This window comes from Bifidobacterium lemurum, from assembly GCF_014898175.1.
In the GTDB taxonomy this organism is placed as follows: Bacteria; Actinomycetota; Actinomycetes; order Actinomycetales; family Bifidobacteriaceae; genus Bifidobacterium; species Bifidobacterium lemurum.
Genome location: NZ_CP062948.1, coordinates 2490994 through 2510733, shown reverse-complemented (window position 1 = coordinate 2510733; position 19740 = coordinate 2490994). Strand labels below are relative to the sequence as shown.

19 protein-coding genes and 1 pseudogene are annotated in these 19740 nt (G+C 62.5%); 13 read left to right on the top strand and 7 right to left on the bottom strand.

What is annotated here, in order from left to right:
* Nucleotides 1–34 precede the first annotated feature (34 nt).
* The 3 genes from BL8807_RS09995 to pyrE all read left to right on the top strand — a co-directional run bounded on the left by BL8807_RS09995 (nt 35) and on the right by pyrE (nt 2626).
* Nucleotides 35–877 carry a dihydroorotate dehydrogenase electron transfer subunit gene (locus BL8807_RS09995; RefSeq protein ID WP_072727055.1) on the top strand — a complete coding sequence of 281 codons (843 nt, stop codon included), beginning with the start codon at nt 35–37 and terminating at the stop codon, nt 875–877.
* A gap of 1 nt (nt 878) precedes the next feature.
* Entirely contained in the window at nt 879–1826 is a 948-nt protein-coding gene (locus BL8807_RS09990) for a dihydroorotate dehydrogenase (protein ID WP_072727054.1), read from the top strand.
* 104 nt (nt 1827–1930) lie between these two features.
* The gene (pyrE, locus tag BL8807_RS09985; RefSeq protein ID WP_072727053.1) at nt 1931–2626 is read left to right on the top strand and encodes an orotate phosphoribosyltransferase; all 696 of its coding nucleotides are present in this window, start codon (nt 1931–1933) and stop codon (nt 2624–2626) included.
* A gap of 133 nt (nt 2627–2759) precedes the next feature.
* On the opposite strand, the gene BL8807_RS09980 is transcribed toward pyrE, so the two are convergent.
* The 5 genes and pseudogenes from BL8807_RS09980 to BL8807_RS09960 all read right to left on the bottom strand — a co-directional run bounded on the left by BL8807_RS09980 (nt 2760) and on the right by BL8807_RS09960 (nt 8921).
* Nucleotides 2760–4097, bottom strand: a complete 1338-nt coding sequence (locus tag BL8807_RS09980; RefSeq protein WP_226847337.1) for a DUF975 family protein — start codon at nt 4095–4097, stop codon at nt 2760–2762.
* Nucleotides 4098–4707: 610 nt separating this feature from the next.
* On the bottom strand, nt 4708–5631 hold the full coding sequence (locus BL8807_RS09975) for a LysR family transcriptional regulator (RefSeq protein WP_072727052.1): 924 nt from the start codon (nt 5629–5631) through the stop codon (nt 4708–4710).
* 47 nt (nt 5632–5678) lie between these two features.
* Entirely contained in the window at nt 5679–6308 is a 630-nt protein-coding gene (locus tag BL8807_RS09970) for an HAD family hydrolase (RefSeq protein ID WP_072727051.1), read from the bottom strand.
* A gap of 47 nt (nt 6309–6355) precedes the next feature.
* Nucleotides 6356–8223, bottom strand: a pseudogene (locus tag BL8807_RS09965) (bifunctional ADP-dependent NAD(P)H-hydrate dehydratase/NAD(P)H-hydrate epimerase).
* Between the two features lie 104 nt (nt 8224–8327).
* Nucleotides 8328–8921 (bottom strand): TetR/AcrR family transcriptional regulator, encoded by a 594-nt coding sequence (locus tag BL8807_RS09960; RefSeq protein ID WP_072727049.1) that lies wholly within the window; start codon nt 8919–8921, stop codon nt 8328–8330.
* A 147-nt stretch (nt 8922–9068) separates the two neighbouring features.
* On the opposite strand from BL8807_RS09960, the gene BL8807_RS09955 reads away from it, so the two are divergent.
* From BL8807_RS09955 to BL8807_RS09940, 4 genes are all read left to right on the top strand, one after another.
* Nucleotides 9069–9770 carry an ABC transporter ATP-binding protein gene (locus BL8807_RS09955; protein ID WP_072727048.1) on the top strand — a complete coding sequence of 234 codons (702 nt, stop codon included), beginning with the start codon at nt 9069–9071 and terminating at the stop codon, nt 9768–9770.
* 1 nt (nt 9771) lies between these two features.
* Nucleotides 9772–12822 carry an ABC transporter permease gene (locus BL8807_RS09950; protein WP_072727047.1) on the top strand — a complete coding sequence of 1017 codons (3051 nt, stop codon included), beginning with the start codon at nt 9772–9774 and terminating at the stop codon, nt 12820–12822.
* A gap of 176 nt (nt 12823–12998) precedes the next feature.
* Nucleotides 12999–14051, top strand: a complete 1053-nt coding sequence (locus tag BL8807_RS09945; protein WP_072727046.1) for a zinc-dependent alcohol dehydrogenase family protein — start codon at nt 12999–13001, stop codon at nt 14049–14051.
* Nucleotides 14052–14323: 272 nt separating this feature from the next.
* On the top strand, nt 14324–15073 hold the full coding sequence (locus tag BL8807_RS09940; RefSeq protein ID WP_072727045.1) for a carboxymuconolactone decarboxylase family protein: 750 nt from the start codon (nt 14324–14326) through the stop codon (nt 15071–15073).
* A 319-nt stretch (nt 15074–15392) separates the two neighbouring features.
* On the opposite strand, the gene BL8807_RS09935 is transcribed toward BL8807_RS09940, so the two are convergent.
* Nucleotides 15393–16469, bottom strand: coding sequence for a lipocalin-like domain-containing protein (locus BL8807_RS09935; RefSeq protein ID WP_072727044.1), 1077 nt, complete (start codon nt 16467–16469; stop codon nt 15393–15395).
* 158 nt (nt 16470–16627) lie between these two features.
* Between BL8807_RS09935 and BL8807_RS09930 the strand changes: the two genes are divergently transcribed.
* From BL8807_RS09930 to BL8807_RS09920, 3 genes are read left to right on the top strand one after another with little or no spacing between them, the layout of a single operon-like run.
* Nucleotides 16628–17269 (top strand): TetR/AcrR family transcriptional regulator, encoded by a 642-nt coding sequence (locus tag BL8807_RS09930; RefSeq protein ID WP_072727043.1) that lies wholly within the window; start codon nt 16628–16630, stop codon nt 17267–17269.
* A gap of 52 nt (nt 17270–17321) precedes the next feature.
* On the top strand, nt 17322–17648 hold the full coding sequence (locus BL8807_RS09925) for a nucleotidyltransferase family protein (protein WP_158217137.1): 327 nt from the start codon (nt 17322–17324) through the stop codon (nt 17646–17648).
* Nucleotides 17648–18004: a HepT-like ribonuclease domain-containing protein gene (locus BL8807_RS09920; protein ID WP_072727041.1), complete on the top strand. Its 357-nt coding sequence runs from the start codon at nt 17648–17650 to the stop codon at nt 18002–18004. The genes BL8807_RS09925 and BL8807_RS09920 overlap by 1 nt, the downstream gene beginning before the upstream one ends.
* Before the next feature lie 14 nt (nt 18005–18018).
* On the opposite strand, the gene BL8807_RS09915 is transcribed toward BL8807_RS09920, so the two are convergent.
* Entirely contained in the window at nt 18019–18648 is a 630-nt protein-coding gene (locus tag BL8807_RS09915) for a GNAT family N-acetyltransferase (protein ID WP_072727040.1), read from the bottom strand.
* A gap of 123 nt (nt 18649–18771) precedes the next feature.
* Here BL8807_RS09915 and BL8807_RS09910 point away from each other — a divergent pair, with 123 nt between their 5' ends.
* Genes BL8807_RS09910 through BL8807_RS09900 form a run of 3 tightly spaced genes read left to right on the top strand, consistent with a single transcriptional unit; the run spans nt 18772 to nt 19714 of the window.
* Nucleotides 18772–18996, top strand: coding sequence for a DUF3791 domain-containing protein (locus tag BL8807_RS09910; RefSeq protein ID WP_072727039.1), 225 nt, complete (start codon nt 18772–18774; stop codon nt 18994–18996).
* Nucleotides 18993–19469, top strand: a complete 477-nt coding sequence (locus BL8807_RS09905; protein ID WP_072727038.1) for a DUF3990 domain-containing protein — start codon at nt 18993–18995, stop codon at nt 19467–19469. The genes BL8807_RS09910 and BL8807_RS09905 overlap by 4 nt, the downstream gene beginning before the upstream one ends.
* Entirely contained in the window at nt 19466–19714 is a 249-nt protein-coding gene (locus BL8807_RS09900; RefSeq protein WP_072727037.1) for a hypothetical protein, read from the top strand. Before BL8807_RS09905 ends, BL8807_RS09900 begins: the two co-directional genes overlap by 4 nt.
* Nucleotides 19715–19740 lie beyond the last annotated feature (26 nt).

Here is a 19740-nt window from a genome sequence, read left to right as displayed (position 1 = left end):
TTCCCATCTTCCGCACAACCACACAAGGAGAGCAATGGCAACCTTCACCCCAACGGCCGACGTGGTGGCCGAGGCCGTGCAGGCCGGATATTTTCCGCCACGCCACACCGTCGAGATCACCGACGTCACACAGCTCGCGCCCGGCGTCGTCCGGCTGGCCTTCCATGATCCCTATATCGCCGCGCATGCGAAGCCGGCGCAGTTCGTGAACCTCTATACCAAGGATCCGATGCGTCTGATGCCGCGTCCCTTCGGCGTCAGCGAAATCGACGGCGACGAGGTGAGCGTCATCTTCGCCGTGGTGGGCGAGGGCACCGCCGAATTCGCGCGATACCAGGCCGGCGACACGGTCGACGTGCTCGGTCCGCTCGGCAATCCCTTCAAAACGAAAAACCCCGCGCACTATCTGCTGGTGGCGGGCGGCCTCGGAGTGCCTCCGCTGGTGCGTGCCGCACAGCATCTCGCCGCCGACGAACGGTCGCGCACCACCGCCGTGGTCGGATACCGCGACGTGCGCTTCGCGGACGACGTGTTCGCGCGATACGCCGACCGCACGGTCAGCATCGACAACGCGCACGGCAACGTGGTCACATTGCTCGACCGTCTGGAGGCGGACGGCGGGCTGACGGTGGACGGCGGGCTGACGGTGGACGGATTGGAGACGGTGATCCTCTCCTGCGGCCCGCTGCCGATGATGAAGGCCGTCGCCGAATGGGCCGCCAAGCGTTCGCTCGCATGCCAGCTGAGCATGGAGCAGCGCATGGGCTGCGGTTTCGGCACCTGCGTGCTGTGCACCGTCGACACCGTGGACGGACGGCTCAAAGTGTGCGCCGACGGTCCGGTGTTCACGCGCGAACAATTGGGATGGGGTGAGTGAGATGAGCGAAGCCAAGCACATCAACCTGTACGAGGACCACGAGTGGAAGCATCCGACCATCGTGGCGGGCGTGCCGTGGAAGAATCCGGTCGGCACCGCCTCCGGCACCTTCCAATACGCCGCCGTGCGCTGGTTCTACGATGTGAGCCAACTCGGCGCGGTATGCACCAAGGGTGCATCCCCCGTGCCGTGGGAGGGCAATCCGTCCCCGCGCACCGCGGAAGGGCCCGGCAGCAATCTCAATGCGGTGGGTCTGCAGAATCCCGGCATCGACCATTATCTGGCCACCGACCTGCCACAGCTGAAGGAGGCGGGCGCGATGGTCATCGCCAACGTGGCCGGCCATAGCGACGACGAATACGCCGAAGTGGTCGCCAAGCTGGCCGACTCGCCCGCCGACATGCTGGAGATCAACGTGAGCTGCCCGAACGTGAGCCACGGCGGCATGAGCGTGGGCACCGATCCGGTGGCGTTGGGCAAGCTCATCACCCGCCTGCGCGCCATGACCGACAAGCCGATGATCGTCAAGCTCACGCCGAACGTCACCGACATCACCGTGCCCGCGCGCGCGGCCGTCGAAGCCGGCGCAGACGCGCTGAGCATGATCAACACGCTGCTCGGCATGCGCATCGACATACGCACAGGCGAGCCCGTCATCGCGCATGTCACCGGCGGCGTCTCCGGTCCCGCGGTGCTGCCCGTCGGACTGGCCGCGGTCTACCGCGTGCGCACCGCCCTTCCCGAGGTGCCGATCATCGGCATCGGCGGCATCGACACCGGCGAGAAGGCGCTCGAATACCTGTACGCCGGCGCGAACGCCGTCGAGGTCGGCGCCGCGGCTCTGTTCGATCCGGTCGCGCCATTGCGTGTGGCCCGCGAACTCGACGACCTGTTGGACGAACGCCCCGAACTCGCGGCCAAACTCGCCGCGGGCCGGACCTGGCGCTGACGGGAAGCCGCCCGGCGATCCCGCAAAGACGGTCCGCCCATGGCCGGGCGCCAACGGCACGCATCATCCCAAGGCAACCCATATTCCACAGAAAGGCACGCATGATGTCCGATTCGCTTGACATCCGATTCACCCGGTTCCTGCTCGAATCGCAGGCGCTCAAATTCGGCGACTTCACGTTGAAGTCCGGCCGCCAAAGCCCGTACTTCATCAACGCGGGCGCGTTCAACGACGGCCGTAAGATCGCCACGCTCGGCGCGTTCTACGCCGAGAAGATCGCCGCCGAAATCGAGGCCGGCAACCTGCCCGCCGACATCGACACGGTGTTCGGCCCGGCGTACAAGGGCATTCCGCTGGGAGTCTCCACCGCGATCGCATTGACCGGCGCGCACGGCATGGAGGTGGGATACACCTTCGACCGCAAGGAGAAGAAGGACCACGGCGACGGCGGCATGATGGTCGGCACGCAGCTGGCCGACGGCATGAAGGTGCTGCTCGTCGACGATGTGATGACCGCCGGCACCGCCGTGCGCGAGGTGATCCCCAAGCTCAAGGCCGAGGCGGACGTCGAGGTCGTGGGATTGGTGCTGTCCGTGGACCGTATGGAGAAGACCCGCGACTCCGATTTGTCGGCGGTCAAGGCCGTGGAGCAGGAGTTCGGATTCCCGGTGTTCGCCATCGCCAACGTGCGTGAGATCTTCGAGGCGGGACGGCGCATCATGACCGACGACGGGCAGCCGTATGTGACCGAGGAGATCAAGGCCGCGGCCGATGAGTATCTTGGGCGGTATGGGGCTTAAGGGCCGTCGCACGGACGTCGGCCCCGACGGTTCCCGTGCGACCCTTTCGAGGCTCTGAAACGAACATGGCAATGGGTGGTTTTCATTGGAAAACCACCCATTTCTGTTGTTTTCGCCGTGTGCGACTCTGTGACTATCGTGTGCGGAATGTTCGCACGTCCGGCGCGGAGATCTCGGACGTGCGAACCGCATAATCCGTGATCCCGGCCCCGCTGTTCGGATGTTCCATCGAATACGCCTGGTCGACCGCATAGACGGCCAACAGCACGACCGCGACCACGGCCAACGTCTTGGCGTTGACCTTCCTCAGCTGGTTGTCGAGCGCGGGCGCGATCACATAGACGATCGCCAGGCCGCCCAGTCCGAAGGTCAGCAATCCCTCGGCGCAGATCCGGCCGTTCAGGTTGAGGAAGTATCCGGTGTAATCCCACCAACGCTGCCCGTCATGGGTCATCTCCAGATACCAGGAGGAGAAGTACTCCAGCACGCCGCACAACACCGTCGCGGCGATGAATTCCAGATACGGCCGGTCGCGCAGGCGTTTGAGCAGCACGAGGATGACGACGCCGCCCGTGCCGTAGATAGGCAGCCAAGGGCCGTGCAGGGTGCCCCGGTTGACGAACGCGCCTTCCGTGATGAGCGCGAGGCTGACCTCCCACAGCCATCCGACGAAGCAGAAGATGAAGAACATCATGACCAGATTCAGCACCGTGTAGCTTCGCGCGGCGGTCAGGTCGGACGTCACCTCCATTTTGAAACGCATCGGAGCGGGGGCGAGTCTGCCCGGATAGACGCGAGCTTCGATGATGTCACGTCCATCGCGCGTCATATGCCGCCGCGCCTCATACGCCTCATACGCGACCACCTGCGGGGAGGATTTTATTTGGATGCCCAGCTGCTGCGACAGGAATCCGACGAATCCGCTCGGCTTGGCGACCGGTTCGGCGGCTCTGACGTCGTCCACCACGCTCGCCACGTCGCTGTAGGAGCAGCGCACCGCCTCGCGTTGGGGCTTCTCGAACAGGTAGACGTCGCACATCAGTTCGCTGCCGGGCAGTCCGCTCGTCTTGGCCAGTCCGCGCAGGTACGCGTAGTACTCGCCGTAGAAGGCGGCTTGGTACGCATTGGAATAGAAGATGCCCACCAGGCTGAACGTGGCCACGTTCAGCATCTCCCAGCCGAGGAAGCTCAGCTCGACCACGAAGCACTCCCATTTGTGCCCCTTCATCATGCGCCGGGACAGGGTGATGGCCTCGTTCGCCCGGATGGTGGGGTTCTCCGCCAGAATGTACGGCACCATGATGTAGGAGTATCGTTTGATGATGCCGCCGACGATGGTAAGCGTCCACAGAAATTGGTAGACGTAACGCACGAACATGTTCCACGCCATCCTGGGCCACTGGCGGGTTTGGATGGGGTAGAGGAAGCGACGCAGCGGCACACGCTCGTAGACGCGGCTTTCCAGAACCATCCTGCGGGCGACGATGAGATACGTCTCTGATAAACAGCCAGACGAAGGTGTAGACGACGAGACTGAGCACCACCAGTATCACGACCGCGATGCTTTGCGAGCTCGCGACGGATCGAATCGCATCGAAGACGGTAAGGATGACGCCTCCCGACGAGAAGGAGTTGAGCACGGTGGAGAACACGCCGCGCGAACGACCCAACGCTTTGACGGTGTCCTCGCGTTTGATCTCATCCTGACGCTGCTGCACCTCGTCGCGGGCTTCGGCTTCGTTGTCCGTGGCGATGTCCGCGACCAGCGATTGCAGCCGATCGCTGGTTTCGGCGCTCACCACGCTCGTATCCTCATAGGTGGTGGCCCACAACGACGAGCCGTATTCCGCGCCGAGGAACGACGCGAACAGGCATACGATGACCAGAATCCAGTAGTGCCCGCGCAGGGTGCGTCGGGCCTGCCTCTTCATCTCTTTTCTATCCATGCGGCGGAGCCTCCCTCTTCGCTCCTCATAGAATACCGCCGTCCCTGCGCGCAGACCGGCATCTCCAATCCTCTCAGGGGAAAATCAGGGTATGTCCCGACCGATCTTCCGCACGGACGGGCGCTTCGGGCTGGATCAGTCGATCAGCGCGTACCCCTGATCGGCCACCACCGCCTTGAGCTTGTCCAGATAGGTTTCGGCGGCCTTGGACAGTTTCGTGCGCTCGTTGGTGATCCAACCAACCAGCATCGTCTCGTCGGAGTCGAGCGGCACGGTGATGATCTTCTCGTTGTTGAGATCGCCGTTGTCGATGCCGGTGCACACCGTGTATCCGTTGAGGCCGATGATGAAGTTGAGGATGGTGGCGCGGTCGGTCACGTTGATCTGCTTGGGCGCGTAGTCCGGCCAGACCGCCTCCTCGTAGAAGTAGAAGGAGCCCTCCTCGCCCTGCTCGTATTGGATGAACGGGAAGGGTTTCAGATCCTCCATGGTGACGACCTTCTTGCCGGCCAGCGGATTGCTGCGCGAGATGAACACGTGCAGCGGCGCGCGGAACAGCGGGTGGAATTCCAGATGCTTCTCGCGCAGCAGCTTGCCGATCACGTCCTTGTTGAAGTCCGAAAGGTACATGATGCCGATCTCGGACTGCATGTTGGCGACCTGGTTGATGATGTCGCGCGTGCGGGTCTCGCGGATCGTGAACTCGTATTCGTCGGATTTAAGCGATTCGATCATCTTGACGAAGGCCTCGACGGCGAACATGTAGTGCTGCGTGGAGACCTGGCACAGCTGCTTGCGCGGTTTGGCGTGCTTGTAGCGTTCCTCGAGCAGGGCGGCCTGGTCGAGCACCTGGCGCGCGTAGGTGAGGAATTCGGCGCCGTCCACGGTCAGCGCGATGCCTTGCGACGAGCGGGTGAAGATCTCGATGCCCAGCTCGTTCTCCAGCTCTTTGACCGACGAGCTCAGCGCCGGTTGCGACACGTACAACGCGTGCGAGGCCTCGTTCATGGAGCCGCATTCGACGATTTTGACGATGTACTTGAGTTGCAGCAGAGTCATAAGGCTTATTTATAGCAGTCGCCGTGGCCGAAAAGACCACTTATACCCTATAGTGCGACGCCCAGCGCGGCGAGGTCGGCGCGGGCCTGCTCGGCGGTGGTGAAACGCCGGCCGTGCAATCCCACGGCGTTCGCGCCGTCGATGTTCTTCGCCGTATCGTCGAAGAACACGCACCGCTCCGCCGTCAGGCCGAAACGGTTCAACGTCATCTCGTAGATGTCGGCGTTGGGCTTGTGCATCTTCTCCACGCCGGAGACGACGGTGCCGGCGAGCAGCTTTTCGACCTGCGGATATTTCTCGAAGGCGACGTGGAAGGTCTCATGAGACCAGTTGGTCAGCCCCCACACGCCGAATCCGGCCGTCTTGAGGTCGCGCAGCAGATCCTCCATGCCCGGCAGCATGCGGGGGAGCGAATCGCCGTAATGCCCGATGTAGTAGCGGAACACCTCGGCGATCTCGTCGCCCTGTTCGCGGCGCACATCCGGCAGGATGTCGGCGAAATCCTCACCCGCGTCCATGCGGTCCTCATAGGCGTAGAAGCCGCACGGGTCGTCGTCCGCGCAGATATGGTCGACCAGTTCGGCCGGGTAGCCGGCCTTCTCCAAGCAGGCGCGGCACTGCCAATCGAACAGCACGCCGCAGAAATCGAAAATCACATCGGTAATCATGCGTGCCATGATACCGTCCGCCCAGGCCCGCGCGCCGGATATGGGGCCGCGCGCGACTAGGCGAGCAGTTCCGCGATCGCGTCGGGAATGGCCCTGGCCACATCGGAGGCGACGATCGGATGGCCCACGGCGTTGAACCGATGCCGGCCCGTCATGCCGAACACATCCGGCTCCTGCCAGCCGCGCTGTTCGGATTCCGAGGCGATGGAGGCCGCCATTCCGTGCAGATAGGCGCCTGCCGCGGCGATGGAGGCCACGTCGTCGGCGTATTCGTCCGCGTCCACCCCTTCGGCGTCCTCGTCGTATTGCGCCAGCAGCGCGCCGAGCATGCCGGCAAGCACGTCGCCCGCGCCGGCGGTGCCCAGCCAGGCGGGCGCGACGCCCGAGGCCAGCGTCATATCCGATTCGCCGACGACGATGGTGACCGCGCCTTTGAGCAGCACCGTCGCGCCGGTCAGATCATGCGCAAGCCGCGCGTACCGCAACGGTTCGGCCAGCACGTCGGCCGCCGATACGGGCTCGCCGCGCCCTGCGGAATCCAGCACGGCGGAATCCAACGCGGTGCCGCCCGCGTTCTCATCATCCACTCGCGGCGCGTCCCCGCGCAGACGGTTGAGGAGTTTGGCCAGTTCTCCGGCATGAGGCGTGACGATCACCTGCGGCGGCACCTGGCCGGGCAGCAGGTCCAACGCGCCGGCGTCCACCACGATGGGCGGCATATCGTAGGCGGGGTCGTCGTCGGTGGCGTCCACGGCGAGCTCGTAATGGGCCAGCAGCCGTGCAATGGTCTCGCGTTGGATGTCGTTCTCGCCGGGTTTGAGCGCCGCCGCATCGGGCACGCCGGAGCCGACCACCCACGACTGCACATGTCCTTTGCCGAGCACCGCCTCGGGCACGGCGGCGAGCACCATGTTCTGCGCGCGTTCGGGGCCGAGATAGCGCACCATGCCGGTGTTCGCGCGCGACGCGGCCCGCACGGTGAGCACGGCGGCGCCGGGGTATCTCGCGGAGCCGGTGACCAGTCCCACCACGCCTCGCGAGTATTTGGAATCCATCGCATGGGGCAGGCGTATGGCTTCGCCGGCCTGTTCACCGCCCACCGCCGTCACGACGGGATTGCGCGAGTCCAGATCGAACCCGAAATCGACCAGCTCAAGCCGACCGCAGGCGAATGTGGCCGGCGGCAGCACGGCGCAGGACTTCATCGCGCCGAACGTCACCGTCATGTCGGCGGGGATATACGGTCCGGGCAGCGAACCGTCGTCCACTCCCACGCCGGATGGCGTGTCGACGGCGAGCACCATCGGCAGTTCGCCGGACGGTTCGCGGTTGGGCATGGCCGCCCGATAGGGGAGCGGCGCGGATGGGTCACCCTCGCGGGGGACATGCCGAGCGAGGCGGCGATGGTGGCGGGGATGCCGCGCAACGGGCCGACCAGCCCGATGCCGGTCATCGCATCGATGATCAGATGTGCACGTTGGGCCAGCTCGATGGCGGCCTGCAGCCGTTCCCCGGCCTCGCCCGCGGAGAATCCGGCGGAGCAGCCCGCGATGTCGGCGGCGGGGTCGAGCACCAGCACTTTGCCGCCGGCCCGTACGAACGCGGCGAATCCCTTGTCGTGCAACGCGCGCCCCACGGCGATGGCGGTCACCTTCGCGCCCTCCTCGGCCAGCGCGGCGGCCGCGAACAGTCCGTCTCCGCCGTTGTCTCCGGCGCCGGCGAGCAGCACGACGCGGGCGTGGTCCAAATCGACTTCCGCGTCGTCCAGCATGCGGGCGGCCACCTGCGCCGTGGCCGAGGCGGCCATGCGCATCAGCGGCACGTTGTCGTCGAGCAGAGGGCGCTCCATCGCGCGCACGGAGGCGGCGTCATAGGCCGCATGCAGAAGAAGATGGCGACGTTCTACGTCTTGTGCGCTGTCCATGGGGAGTCCCTTCGTTGCGGCCGGTGCTGACGCAGCCCACTCTACTCGCCTTGGACCGTGTTCATTCCGCGCCGAATCACGTCGCCACGATGCCGACACAGCGTTCACTCGATCAGGGCGACGGGGGCCAGGGTCTTGTTGCGTTCGATGATCGAGGCGATCTGTTCGGGGCTTTCCTTGCAGCCTCGCCGCAGCCACAGCCACAGGATCGACGAGACCGCCGAGGCGAGGATCTCCTGCGCGTACGGCCGGGGAATGCCGTGGGAGCCGTCGGCTCCCGGCCCCGGCAGCTTCACATCGACCAAGTTTTTAAGGATATCCTTCATACGGTCGTAGAGGGTCGTGTCCGAGCCTTGCACGGTGATGGCGGCGAAGAACTCGTATTCGTCGCGGATGCGGGTGAGCGCCGCGAGAATCGCGTCATAGGGGATGTAGTCGCATGGGTCGAGACGCTCGCGCGATTTCCGGTCGGGTGCGGCGTCCAGCACCATCGAGGCGATGGTTTCGACCTCGTCATCGATCAGTCTTTGGCGCAGATCGTATTTGTCGAGATAATGCATGTAGAAGGTGCCCCGGTTGACGCCCGCCTCGCGCGCGATGTCGCTCACGGTCATGGCGTCGAATCCTTTCGTGCCCATCAGCGTGATGAAGGCGGCGCGAATCTTCGCTTCCGATTTGGTGGCGCGTTTCGCCGTCATGCCGGCTCCTTTGTTTCGACGATTCGCCTCGAAGTGTTCAAATTGAACAACTCGAAGCGGATTGTTCATTGACCCGTCGTCGTTCGAATTCTACAATCGCAACGACAATAAATCAACATGTTGTTCAATTAAGGATCATACACGGCAATGCCATACATCGAGATGAACCACAGCGTCAAACGCTACCGCATGGGAGACACCGTCATCGAAGCCAACAAGGACGTCACCTTCGCCATCGAACAGGGTGAGCTCGCCATCATCCTCGGCGCGTCCGGCGCGGGCAAATCGACGGTGCTCAACATCCTGGGGGGCATGGACACCAACACCTCGGGGCAGGTCGTCGTCGATGGCAAGGACATCTCCGGATATTCCGCCCGGCAGCTCACCGACTACCGCCGCAACGACATCGGCTTCGTGTTCCAGTTCTACAATCTCGTCGCCAACCTCACCGCCAAGGAGAACGTCGAACTCGCCTCGGAGATCGTCTCGGACGCGCAGGACCCCGTGCAGGCGCTGACCGACGTGGGATTGCGCGACCGTGTGAACAACTTCCCCGCGCAACTGTCCGGCGGGGAGCAGCAGCGCGTCGCCATCGCCAGGGCCGTGGCGAAGAACCCGAAGATCCTGCTGTGCGACGAACCCACCGGTGCCCTCGACTACAACACCGGCAAGCAGGTGCTCCAGATCCTGCAGGACATGAGCCGCCAACGCGGCGCCACCGTCGTTATCGTCACGCACAACTCGGCCATCGCGCCCATCGCGGACCGCGTGATCCGCATGCACGACGGACGCGTCACCGCCGTGGAGACCAACGAGCATCCGATGGACATCAAGGATCTGGAGTGGTGACATGGCCAAACGCATGCTGCGCAAAGACATCCGTCTGGCCTTCACACATTCGTGGGGACGCTTCGTCTCCATCGTCTGCCTGATGGCGCTGGGGTCGTTCGCCCTGGTCGGACTGTGGGTCACGGGGCCGGATATGGAGGCTACCGGCGAGGCGTTCTATGGGGAGCACAACCTCGCCGACGTGACCGTGGTGTCCGAATACGGGCTGAACGACGACGACCGGACCGTCATCTCGGGCACGCCGGGCGTGCGCCAGGCGGAGTTCGGATATTTCAAAGACGTGGTCATCAAGGGGACGAACCGCAGCGTGCGGATCAACTCGCTGCCCGAAGCCGTATCCACCTATGAGGTGATCGAAGGCAGACTGCCCCAGGCATCCGACGAGATCGCGCTGGACGAGGGATTAAAGGACTCCTATGGCGTCGGCAGCACCTTCACGCTCACCGAGGAGCCAGACATCGCCGGAGACACGGTGCTGACCGCCGACGAATTCGAAGTGGTGGGATTCGTGCGTTCCAGCGAGGCGATCTCCGGACTCAACCTGGGCACGTCCACGGCGGGCAGCGGACAGCTCAACCAGTACGCGGTCGTGACCGAAGCGGCATTCGACTCCGCCGTGGCGATGATCGCCCGCATCACCTTCACCGACACGCAGGGACTCGACTATTGGAGCGACGAGTACGCCGACCGCGTGCAGGAGCACAAGGACGAGCTCTCCACGCGTCTTGCGGACCAGCCCGACAAACGTGTGGAGGAGATCCGGGAAAGCCGGCGCGAGCAGATAGCCAAGGCCCGCCAGCAGGTCGACGAGGCCAAGGCGCAGCTTGCCGACGCCGAGGCGCAACTCGACCAAGCCAAAGCGCAGATCGAGGCAGGCAAGGATCAGATCTCAGCCGAAAGCAGCACCGCGGTTTTGGGCGCGCAGGCCACGATGGACGACATCGGCGGCGATCTCGACGTGATCGACTCATCGATCAACGCGCTGCGCGACGCCCAACAGCGGCTGGAGGAGGTGCTGTCCGACAATCGCAACCAACAGGCCGATTCCCTCGAATCCGCCCAACAGCAGCTTCAGGCGCTGAACGACGCCATCGGCGACCTGTACAACCAGATCGGCAGCACGGCCGACCAAATCCAGGATTCGCAGCGCTCCATCCGTTCCAAGGCGGGCGACCTCGCCGACTCCGCGACGGACGGCACAAGCCAGCTGATCGAAGGCCAGCGCACGCTGGAACAGGCCGAGGAGGAATACCAGACCAAACTCGACGAATTCAACGAGGCCAAGCCGGCGGCCGAGGAGCAGATCGCCGAAGCCGAACGGCAGATCCGTCTTGCCGAGGAGAAGGTGGAAGGCCTAAGCGTGCCGGCTTATTCCGTCAACGGACGGCGCGAGGGACTTGGCGGCGAGGGCTACCGCGTGTACATGATCATCGCGGACATCGTGGCGAAACTGGCGCGCATCTTCCCGATCTTCCTTTATCTGGTGGCGGCGCTGGTCACCTTTGCGACCATGGGACGCATGGTCGACGAGGAGCGCGTCAACTCCGGCACCCTCAAAGCGCTGGGATACTCCGATATGGATGTGATGCGGAAATTCACCATGTACGGCTTCGCCGCCTCCACCGTCGGCACCATAATCGGCGCGGCCGCCGGACACACGCTGCTGCCGCTGATCGTGGACCGGGCGTATTCGAACGGATTCCGACTGCCCCGCATCAGTCTCGAATTCCACCCCGGCATCACGCTCGTGGCGTTCCTGCTCGCCTGGGCGAGCGCCGTATTGCCCTCATGGCTGGTCGCCTCGCGCGAACTGCGCGAGAAGCCCGCCGCACTGCTGTTGCCCAAACCGCCCGCCAAAGGGTCCACGATCCTGCTCGAACGGGTCACGCCGCTATGGAACCGGATGAGCTTCACGCGCAAGGTCACGGCGCGCAACCTGTTCCGATACAAGGGACGCATGGTGATGACCATATTCGGCGTGTGCGGCGCTGTGGCGCTGCTGTTCGCCGGGCTCGGCGTGCAGGGCTCCATCGGCGAGATCAGCGAGCGCCAGTTCGGCGACCTGATCCACTACGACCTCATCGTGGCGGAGAACTCCGACAACAACCAGGAGCAGAGCGACGAGGTGCAGACGGCGCTCGAAGACGACGCGGTGAGCTCGTCGATGCCCATCCACTACGAGACGCTGACGAAAACCGTCCGGGATTCCGTCGACAAGCAGGAGATGACCCTGCTGGTGACGGACGATCCGTACAACTACGGCGACTATATGACGCTGCGCGAGCGCGGCACGGAGCGTACCCAGGTGCTCACCGACAACGGCGCCGTCATTTCGGAACGGCTCAGCGAAACCTTGGGCGTCGGCGTGGGCGACACATTCGCCGTGGACGACGAGAACGGCGTGGAGCGCCGCATCACGGTCACCGGCGTGTGCGAGATGTACATCGGACATTTCGTGGTCATGAGCTCCGGAGGGTACGAACGCGCCTTCCATCAGGAATACCAGTCCAATGCGCATATGGTCAGGCTCGTCGATACCAGCACCGACAACGCGGCCGAGCAGGGGGCGCGGTTCATGGAGCTTTCCGGCGTGAGGGGAGTGGTGCAGAACATCACGAACAAGCAGATGGTCGACCAGATCGTCATCTCGCTCAACCAGATCATGGAGGTGCTGATCGTCGTGGCCGTGCTGCTCGGCGTGGTGATCCTCTACAACCTCACCAATCTCAACGTGTCCGAACGCATCCGCGAGCTGTCGACCATCAAGGTGCTCGGCTTCCACACGGGTGAGACGACGATGTACATCTACCGGGAGACCCTGGTGCTGTCGGCGTTGGGCGTTCTGGCCGGGTTCGGGTTCGGCGCGTGGCTGCACCGCTACATCATCACCGAGGTGCCGCCCGACGAGGTGATGTTCGATCCGTCCCTCGTGCCGCACGCCTTCTGGATGCCGGCTCTGGTGATCGCGCTGGTGCTCGCCGCGCTCGGCTGGGTCGTGTGGCGCCGTTTGAAGAAGGTCGATATGCTCGCCGCGCTGAAGTCCGTCGACTGACGGACGGGATTCGCCATGCTTTTTGCGCATGGCTGAACCCTCGTGCGAAACATTTGAATCCGAAATACGCCTCTTCTAGAGTGTGAGGCGTATCAATGATGCGCATCCGGTCCGGTCGCGCCCGCCGTCGCGGCGGCCGTCGGCCGGACGGGGAGCGCCGTCCAAGGAGCGATTCTATGAAGGCAGCGATTTACAAGGGCATCAAGCAGATGGCGTGTGAGGAGCGTCCCGCGCCCGCGGTCGTCGACGCCGGCGACGCGATCATCCGCGTGGTGCGCGCCTGCGTGTGCGGTTCGGACCTGTGGTTCTTCCGCGACGGCCGTGACGCGGACACGCAGACCGGCCATGAGGCGATCGGCGTGGTCGAGTCGGTGGGTGACGACGTGACCGTCGCCAAGCCGGGCGATTTCGTGGTCGTGCCGTTCCCGTTCTCCTGCGGCGTGTGCCCGGTGTGTAAGGCCGGTTTCGAGTCGAGCTGCCCGCACGGCGGCTATTTCGGCTCCGACGAGGGCATGGGCTGCCAGGCCGAGACGCTGCGCGTGCCGCATGCCAACGGCACGCTGGTGGTGGTGCCGGGCGACGCGAAGTCGTTCTCCGACGAGCTGCTGGCCGACCTGCTGGCGCTGTCCGATGTGATGCCGACCGGATACCATGCGGCCGCCTCGGCCGAAGTCAAGCCGGGTGACACGGCCGTGGTGTTTGGCGATGGCGCGGTGGGATTGTGCGGCGTGCTGAGCGCGAAGATCCGCGGCGCCAAGCGCATCATCGCGATGAGCCGTCACGCCGACCGGCAGGCTCTGGCCCGCGAGTTCGGCGCGACCGACATCATCGCCGAGCGCGGCGACGAAGCCGTGGCCAAGGTGATGGAGATGACCGGCGGCTACGGCGCGGACGCGGTGCTTGAATGCGTCGGCTCCGCCCAGTCGAACGACACCGCGATGAAGGTGGCCCGCGCCGGCGCGACCGTCGGCCGTGTGGGTCTGCCGCACGACGTCGAGGCCGACATTCCCGGACTGTTCTACCGCAACGTGGGGCTCAAGGGCGGCCCCGCCCCGGTGCGTCATTACGATACCGAAGTCGACCACCTGCTCGACCTGGTGATGAAGGGCGAGATCCACCCCGGCCGCGTGTTCACCGCCGAGTTCACGCTCGATCAAATCCAGGAGGCCTACGCCGCCATGGACGAACGCCGCACCATCAAGTCCCTGCTGCGCGTGAGCGAGGTCTGAACGGCTGCGCTCTCCGTCATCCAAGGCAGAGCGCTTCCTTTCCGCCCACGGATCTGAGCACTCTCTCCTTGTCATCCTGAGCGGAGGGCGCAGCCCGGAGTCGAAGGATCTGCGATAAATGGTTCATATGAGATCCTTCGACTCCACTTCGTTCCGCTCAGGATGACGTTGATAATGATTATTCGTCATGCTGAGCGGAGTGCAACGAAGTCGAAGCATCCCCACAGGATGACGCTGATGAATACGTATTACACGACACGAAAGAAGTCATGATGTTTGGCAAGAAGAACAGCGGATTCTTTGCGGACGGACGGCAGACGCTGGAACAGAGCGATCCCGAGTTCATCGAACTGTTCTCGAACTTCGCCTACGGCGAGGTGGTCGAGGCCGAAGGCGCGAACCATCCCGAACTGACCGACGCGAAACGTTCGATGGCGGTCCTGGCCGCGCTGATGGGATGCCAGGGCGTGGACGCGTTCGCGATGATGGTGCCGGTCGCCCTTGATTCCGGCGTGACCCCGGTCCAGATCAAGGAGATCGTCTATCAAGGCACGGCGTATCTGGGATTCGGCCGCGCGCTGCCGTTCCTCAAAGCCGCGAACGACGCGCTGCACGAGCGCGGCGTCGCGACCCCGCTGGAACCGCAGGGCACGGTCACGGCAGACGCCCGCGAGGCCGCGGGCGAGGAGACGCAGATCCGCATCTTCGGCGAGCATATGCGCGGCTTCGCGCACAGCGAGCCCGCCGAGACGATGCATATACGCCAGTGGCTCGTCGATAACTGCTTCGGCGACTACTACACGCGCGGCGGCCTCGACGACCGCGAGCGCGAGATGATCACCGCCTGCTTCCTCGCCGCGCAGGGAGGCTGCGAGCCGCAGCTCACCAGCCATGTGAAGGCGAGTGTGGGCGTGGGCAATTCCAAGGAGTTCATGATCGCGGTCGTCTCGCAGATCATGCCCTACATCGGCTATCCGCGTACCCTCAACGCCCTGGCCTGCGTGGACGCCGCCACCAAGTAGCGCTCCAGTATCCCTGAGCGGGGCTTTGCCTCCCCTCGTCATTCCGAGCGGAATCTTGTCTCTCTTGTCATTCCGAGCGGAGCGTAGCGGAGTCGAGGAATCTCACCACTCCAATGAGATCCTTCGACTTCGCCCTACGGGCTGCGCTCAGGATGACATGTTCCGTCATTCCGGATGTAGCATTCCTCCCTCCTTCGTCATTCCGAGCGCAGCGTAGCTTCCCCTCGTCATTCCGAGCGGAGCGCAGCGGAGTCGAGGAATCTCACGTTCAAGAGATTCCTCGACTCCGTTTCTTTTAGAGGTAGGTCACATCAGGCCTTTATATGTCGCGCCGGGATACATGAACTCGTAGATCAGATTGCCGCTGCGTTCCATCCGGTCCCCCTCGGTGGTGAGGATGAGGTCGCCGGTCACGGAGTATCGGGTGTACGCGGGGTCGAGACCGTTGAGACCGGCGACGGTGCGCTTGATCCACGGCAGGTTGTTCCGCCCCGTTGCATTCGATGATCTCGTTCATACGCAGCGTGTAGTCCGCGGTCACGCCGTCGTTGCGGAACGTGTAGTGGATGGCCTTCGGATAGTCCTTCTCGCTGACCTCGTCGTGGTAGTCCTCGAGCACCTCGCATTCCACGTTGCGGGTGTTCTCGAAGATGAGGTCGCCGTTCTCGTCCTGGATGAACACGATGGGGAAGCGCGCGTGTCCCATCTTTTCGTTGGCCACCATGTCGAACACGAGCATGGAGCAGTCGTCGAAGCTTTGCCGCGCCCACACCCAATGGTTCCATTCCTTCAGGAAGTTCACGTTGCCCCACTGGTGGTCGTGGTAGCCGTAGCCGTGCGCCTCGACGCGTTTGCCGTCGATGGTCAGAGTGCCGCTGACCTCGCCTTTGGGCACCGCGCAGAACCATGTGTAGAAGCGGTCCGGCGAGCCGAATTCGAAGTACGCGCTGCCTGGACGGTACGGCTTCGACAGACTGCGCAGATGCAGGTCGGCACCGAGGCCGTCAATCGGCTCGACGTGGATGTCGTAGTCCTTGAGGTCGCCGCTGAAGCGGTGCGCGGCGTAGCGCACATCGCATTGCCGTTCGCCCCACGACGCCTCGGAGACTTGGAATTTGGGTTCCCTCATATATTCGGTGCCATCCGGCAGCGTGACCTTGATGGTGAAGCGCGGATGGTCCTTGCCTGAATAGAGGTAGGCGCCGGATTTGGTGAAGAACTGGATGACGACTTTGGTGCCGTCGTCCAGAATCGCGTCGAAATACCACCATTCCCACATGCCTTTGGCCGACGTGCTGCGGCGACCGTCCTCCCATGTTTCGATATGCTCCGGATCGACGCCCAGCCGCACGTAATCCTTAGGGTCATCCATCAGTCTCGCCGTGGTCATCATCATCGTCCTTTCTAACGAGCGAACGCATGTTAATTGACATTCGCAACTTTTCTTGATATGACCATAACCACGGGCCCATCGGGCCGCAAGGAACGAATGATGAGGATTCGTGACTTAATTGACGAATCGGGTTGATTCCTCCACGAAAAAGGTGAATGACGATGAACGGACAACACGACTTCCAGTCGCCACCGCGATCCTTCGCGCCCCGCGACCTGCGTGTGCGCAAAACCTATGCGGCCCTGTTCGCCGCGTTCAAGGAGCTGATCGGACGCAAGCCCTTCGAGGCGATCACCGTCACCGAGCTGTGCGACGCGGCCATGATCCGTACGGCCACGTTCTATAAGCATTTTCAGGACAAATACGATTTCTTCTCGTTCATGGCGCAGGAATTGCGGGCCGATTACAGCGCCAAAGCCATTCGCGGCCGCGACGGGGACATCAACGCGGTGGAGTACTGCGAGGCCATCATCCGGGCAGGATTCGATTTTCTGGAAGACAACAAGGAGCTGCTCAAGGCGCTGGACGGCGGCAAGGCGGCCAGTGTCATGATCCACGCCACGGCCGAGGAATTCCACCGGGAACTGGCCGATCGCATCCGGACCGACCTGCTGAACAGAGATCCGCGACGAACGGACGAAGAGGCCTCCCGCGACGCGACGCTGCTCGCGGAGATGTTCATCGGCGCGATCAGCCAGACCAGCCAATGGTGGTTCGCCCACCGTGACCAGGTCGACAAGGACGACACCGTCGCCAGACTGACCGCCATCATCCGCGCCCTCGTCGCCAACTACGTCGCCTGAGGAACTTGCCCAAAGCCAAACGCGTCGTACCGCAAACGGTATGATTGGGTCTATGAGTGATGTGCTGACCGTTGAGGACGTGCGCAGGGCCGTAGAGCCCGTCGCGCGCGCGCATGACGTCGGAGAGATGTACGTCTACGGTTCGGTTTCACGGGGAAACAACAGCGCCGATTCCGACGTGGATCTCGTCTATCGGCTCTCTCCCGGAGAAAAAGCCACAGTCGGAACCATCATTGCACTGAAAGACGACTTGGAACGTGAGTTGGGCAAAGAGGTCTCTCTGCTCTCGTTGCGCACGTTGCTGTTTAACGCCGAACACTCTCCTTCGGGTCGCCGTTTCTACGATGCCATCAAAGACGATATGAAACGAGTGGTCTGATGGCCGATATTTCACGGGACGAACTGCTGCTGCTTGAACTGCTTGAACATCTTGAATACGCATACGAAGATGTCTCGCAATTCGATGCCGCCGAACAATTGGCCATCAGCCGCCGAGACCGCAATTCCGCCGCCAAGGAGATCGAACAAGCGCAGGAATGCGCCAAGAAGTTGACCGATGAGACCACGAATAGCCTGAGCCAGGTTCCCTGGAGGGAACTTCGCGGCTTACGCAACGTCATTGTCCACGAGTATGGCGAAGTGGAATGGGATGTGCTCTATGACACCGTGATGACGGACTTTCCCCATGTTATCCAAATAATCCGGGATTTTTGTCGCACCCACGATATCGCATAAGTCTTCCGGAATCGTCAGGCAAGCGTCTCACACCACTGGGCACGAGTGATGACACGGATGAGGCAGTCGTGGTATTCGTCGATGATCGGGAAATGGCAGTGCGACGCGACGCACACCGGTTTGAGTCCGCAGTGTTCCATGACCCGGGACGAAGCGATGTTGTCGATGTAGTGGCCACCCCATACGGCGGGAGCGCCGAGATTCTTGAAGGCATGCCGCAGCATCTCGCGCAGCGCCTCGGTCATGAAGCCCCACCCCCAGTAGGGACGCGCAATCCAATAGCCGAGCTCCTTCGCGCTGCCTGCGGTCAGCTCATACAACGCGCCCTCGTCCATCTCGCAGCCGTCGAGCAGCCGATTGGCCCGAATGGCTTCCCGTACCGGCTCGGTGGTGTGCTCGTCGGAGATATCTTTCAATTCCACGCAGCCGATGGGCTCGTCGGTGCTTTTCAACGCGATCGCGTAGTTCTCCGGCCCCACGAACACATCATTGATGATGTTTCGGCTTTCCTCAACGCCGGTATGCGGATTCCAACCGCATAATGGGCCGATTTCCTCATCGGAAGCATAACGAAACAACGTGGCGGCCTCTTCAAGATTGCCTTTCCTCCACCGGCGCAATTCCAACCGTTCCGTTTCCAACATTCCATCTCCCCTCTGCGAATTGACAAAGACCTTAGGCGCTACGACAACTTCGAACCCTGCAAAGAATCAATATCTGTAATGCCAACAGGTACAATGGTAAGCCAATCAGTAGGGAGGCGCCTTATGACGGAATTGGAGCATCGACAGATTGATTTTTCCGTATTCGTGTTGTATCGACTTGCCGAACGATGGAATAAAAGCGTTCCCGAAACATACCGCATCTTGGATAAAGCCGATGCGCTCGACGGATATCTTATTCCCGGATACGACATGCTGCATACGTTGGGAAGCGAATATCTCATCAATGACGTGACCGATTATGTACGTGACCACGGGGCGTTGGTATGAGGCTCTATCATGGTTCCGATCTGGTCATCGCCAACCCTGACCTCGCTCATTCGAGAAACAACCTGGATTTCGGCAGAGGTTTTTATGCCACCAGTTATCAGTCCCAAGCGGAGCGGTGGGCGTTACGTCGTTCCTTGCGTTCAACAGGCAGCGCGTTGGTGAACGTATACGACTTTGATGAAAATCCCTCGCTCAATATGCTGCATTTTGACGAGAACAACGCGGACTGGGTTGACTTTGTGTGCAAATGCCGGAGAGGCGGATTCCCTGACCCTGCGATCGACCTTGTAGTCGGAGGTGTCGCCGATGACAAGGTCTACGCGGCAATCGACATGTACATGCGAGGACTGTGGGATATGCCAACCACGCTGCAAGCGCTCACATTTTACGAACGCAATGACCAATACTGTTTTTTGACCCGACATGCCTTGGATTCCCTGCGATATCTCGAAACCTATGAGGTGAGGCCATGATCGTCACGGAACAAACGATAAAAGAGTTGGAAACCCTGCGTAAAGAGCACCTTGAATCCGACATCATCTCACTAATATCCGATACCTATGGCTTGTCTCCCGCGCAATCCATGAATCTGTATTTCTCCAGCAGACTCTGCACGGATATCGCCGAGGGAAAGTACGGCATCGAACAGCTTGACGCGCACTATCTTGTGGATGATATGCACAGGTACGAGCCGGAGCTCTTCGCCGATCTGAAATAATTGACCACCATCATTCGGCATGCCAG

Excerpts from the sequence above, each read along its gene's own strand:
- BL8807_RS09995 (WP_072727055.1), top strand. The coding sequence starts at position 35 with ATGGCAACCTTCACCCCAACGGCCGACGTGGTGGCCGAGGCCGTGCAG.
- BL8807_RS09990 (WP_072727054.1), top strand. The coding sequence starts at position 879 with ATGAGCGAAGCCAAGCACATCAACCTGTACGAGGACCACGAGTGGAAG.
- pyrE (WP_072727053.1), top strand. The coding sequence starts at position 1,931 with ATGTCCGATTCGCTTGACATCCGATTCACCCGGTTCCTGCTCGAATCG.
- BL8807_RS09980 (WP_226847337.1), bottom strand. The coding sequence starts at position 4,097 with ATGGTTCTGGAAAGCCGCGTCTACGAGCGTGTGCCGCTGCGTCGCTTC.
- BL8807_RS09975 (WP_072727052.1), bottom strand. The coding sequence starts at position 5,631 with ATGACTCTGCTGCAACTCAAGTACATCGTCAAAATCGTCGAATGCGGC.
- BL8807_RS09970 (WP_072727051.1), bottom strand. The coding sequence starts at position 6,308 with ATGGCACGCATGATTACCGATGTGATTTTCGATTTCTGCGGCGTGCTG.
- BL8807_RS09960 (WP_072727049.1), bottom strand. The coding sequence starts at position 8,921 with ATGACGGCGAAACGCGCCACCAAATCGGAAGCGAAGATTCGCGCCGCC.
- BL8807_RS09955 (WP_072727048.1), top strand. The coding sequence starts at position 9,069 with ATGCCATACATCGAGATGAACCACAGCGTCAAACGCTACCGCATGGGA.
- BL8807_RS09950 (WP_072727047.1), top strand. The coding sequence starts at position 9,772 with ATGGCCAAACGCATGCTGCGCAAAGACATCCGTCTGGCCTTCACACAT.
- BL8807_RS09945 (WP_072727046.1), top strand. The coding sequence starts at position 12,999 with ATGAAGGCAGCGATTTACAAGGGCATCAAGCAGATGGCGTGTGAGGAG.
- BL8807_RS09940 (WP_072727045.1), top strand. The coding sequence starts at position 14,324 with ATGTTTGGCAAGAAGAACAGCGGATTCTTTGCGGACGGACGGCAGACG.
- BL8807_RS09935 (WP_072727044.1), bottom strand. The coding sequence starts at position 16,469 with ATGATGATGACCACGGCGAGACTGATGGATGACCCTAAGGATTACGTG.
- BL8807_RS09930 (WP_072727043.1), top strand. The coding sequence starts at position 16,628 with ATGAACGGACAACACGACTTCCAGTCGCCACCGCGATCCTTCGCGCCC.
- BL8807_RS09925 (WP_158217137.1), top strand. The coding sequence starts at position 17,322 with ATGAGTGATGTGCTGACCGTTGAGGACGTGCGCAGGGCCGTAGAGCCC.
- BL8807_RS09920 (WP_072727041.1), top strand. The coding sequence starts at position 17,648 with ATGGCCGATATTTCACGGGACGAACTGCTGCTGCTTGAACTGCTTGAA.
- BL8807_RS09915 (WP_072727040.1), bottom strand. The coding sequence starts at position 18,648 with ATGTTGGAAACGGAACGGTTGGAATTGCGCCGGTGGAGGAAAGGCAAT.
- BL8807_RS09910 (WP_072727039.1), top strand. The coding sequence starts at position 18,772 with ATGACGGAATTGGAGCATCGACAGATTGATTTTTCCGTATTCGTGTTG.
- BL8807_RS09905 (WP_072727038.1), top strand. The coding sequence starts at position 18,993 with ATGAGGCTCTATCATGGTTCCGATCTGGTCATCGCCAACCCTGACCTC.
- BL8807_RS09900 (WP_072727037.1), top strand. The coding sequence starts at position 19,466 with ATGATCGTCACGGAACAAACGATAAAAGAGTTGGAAACCCTGCGTAAA.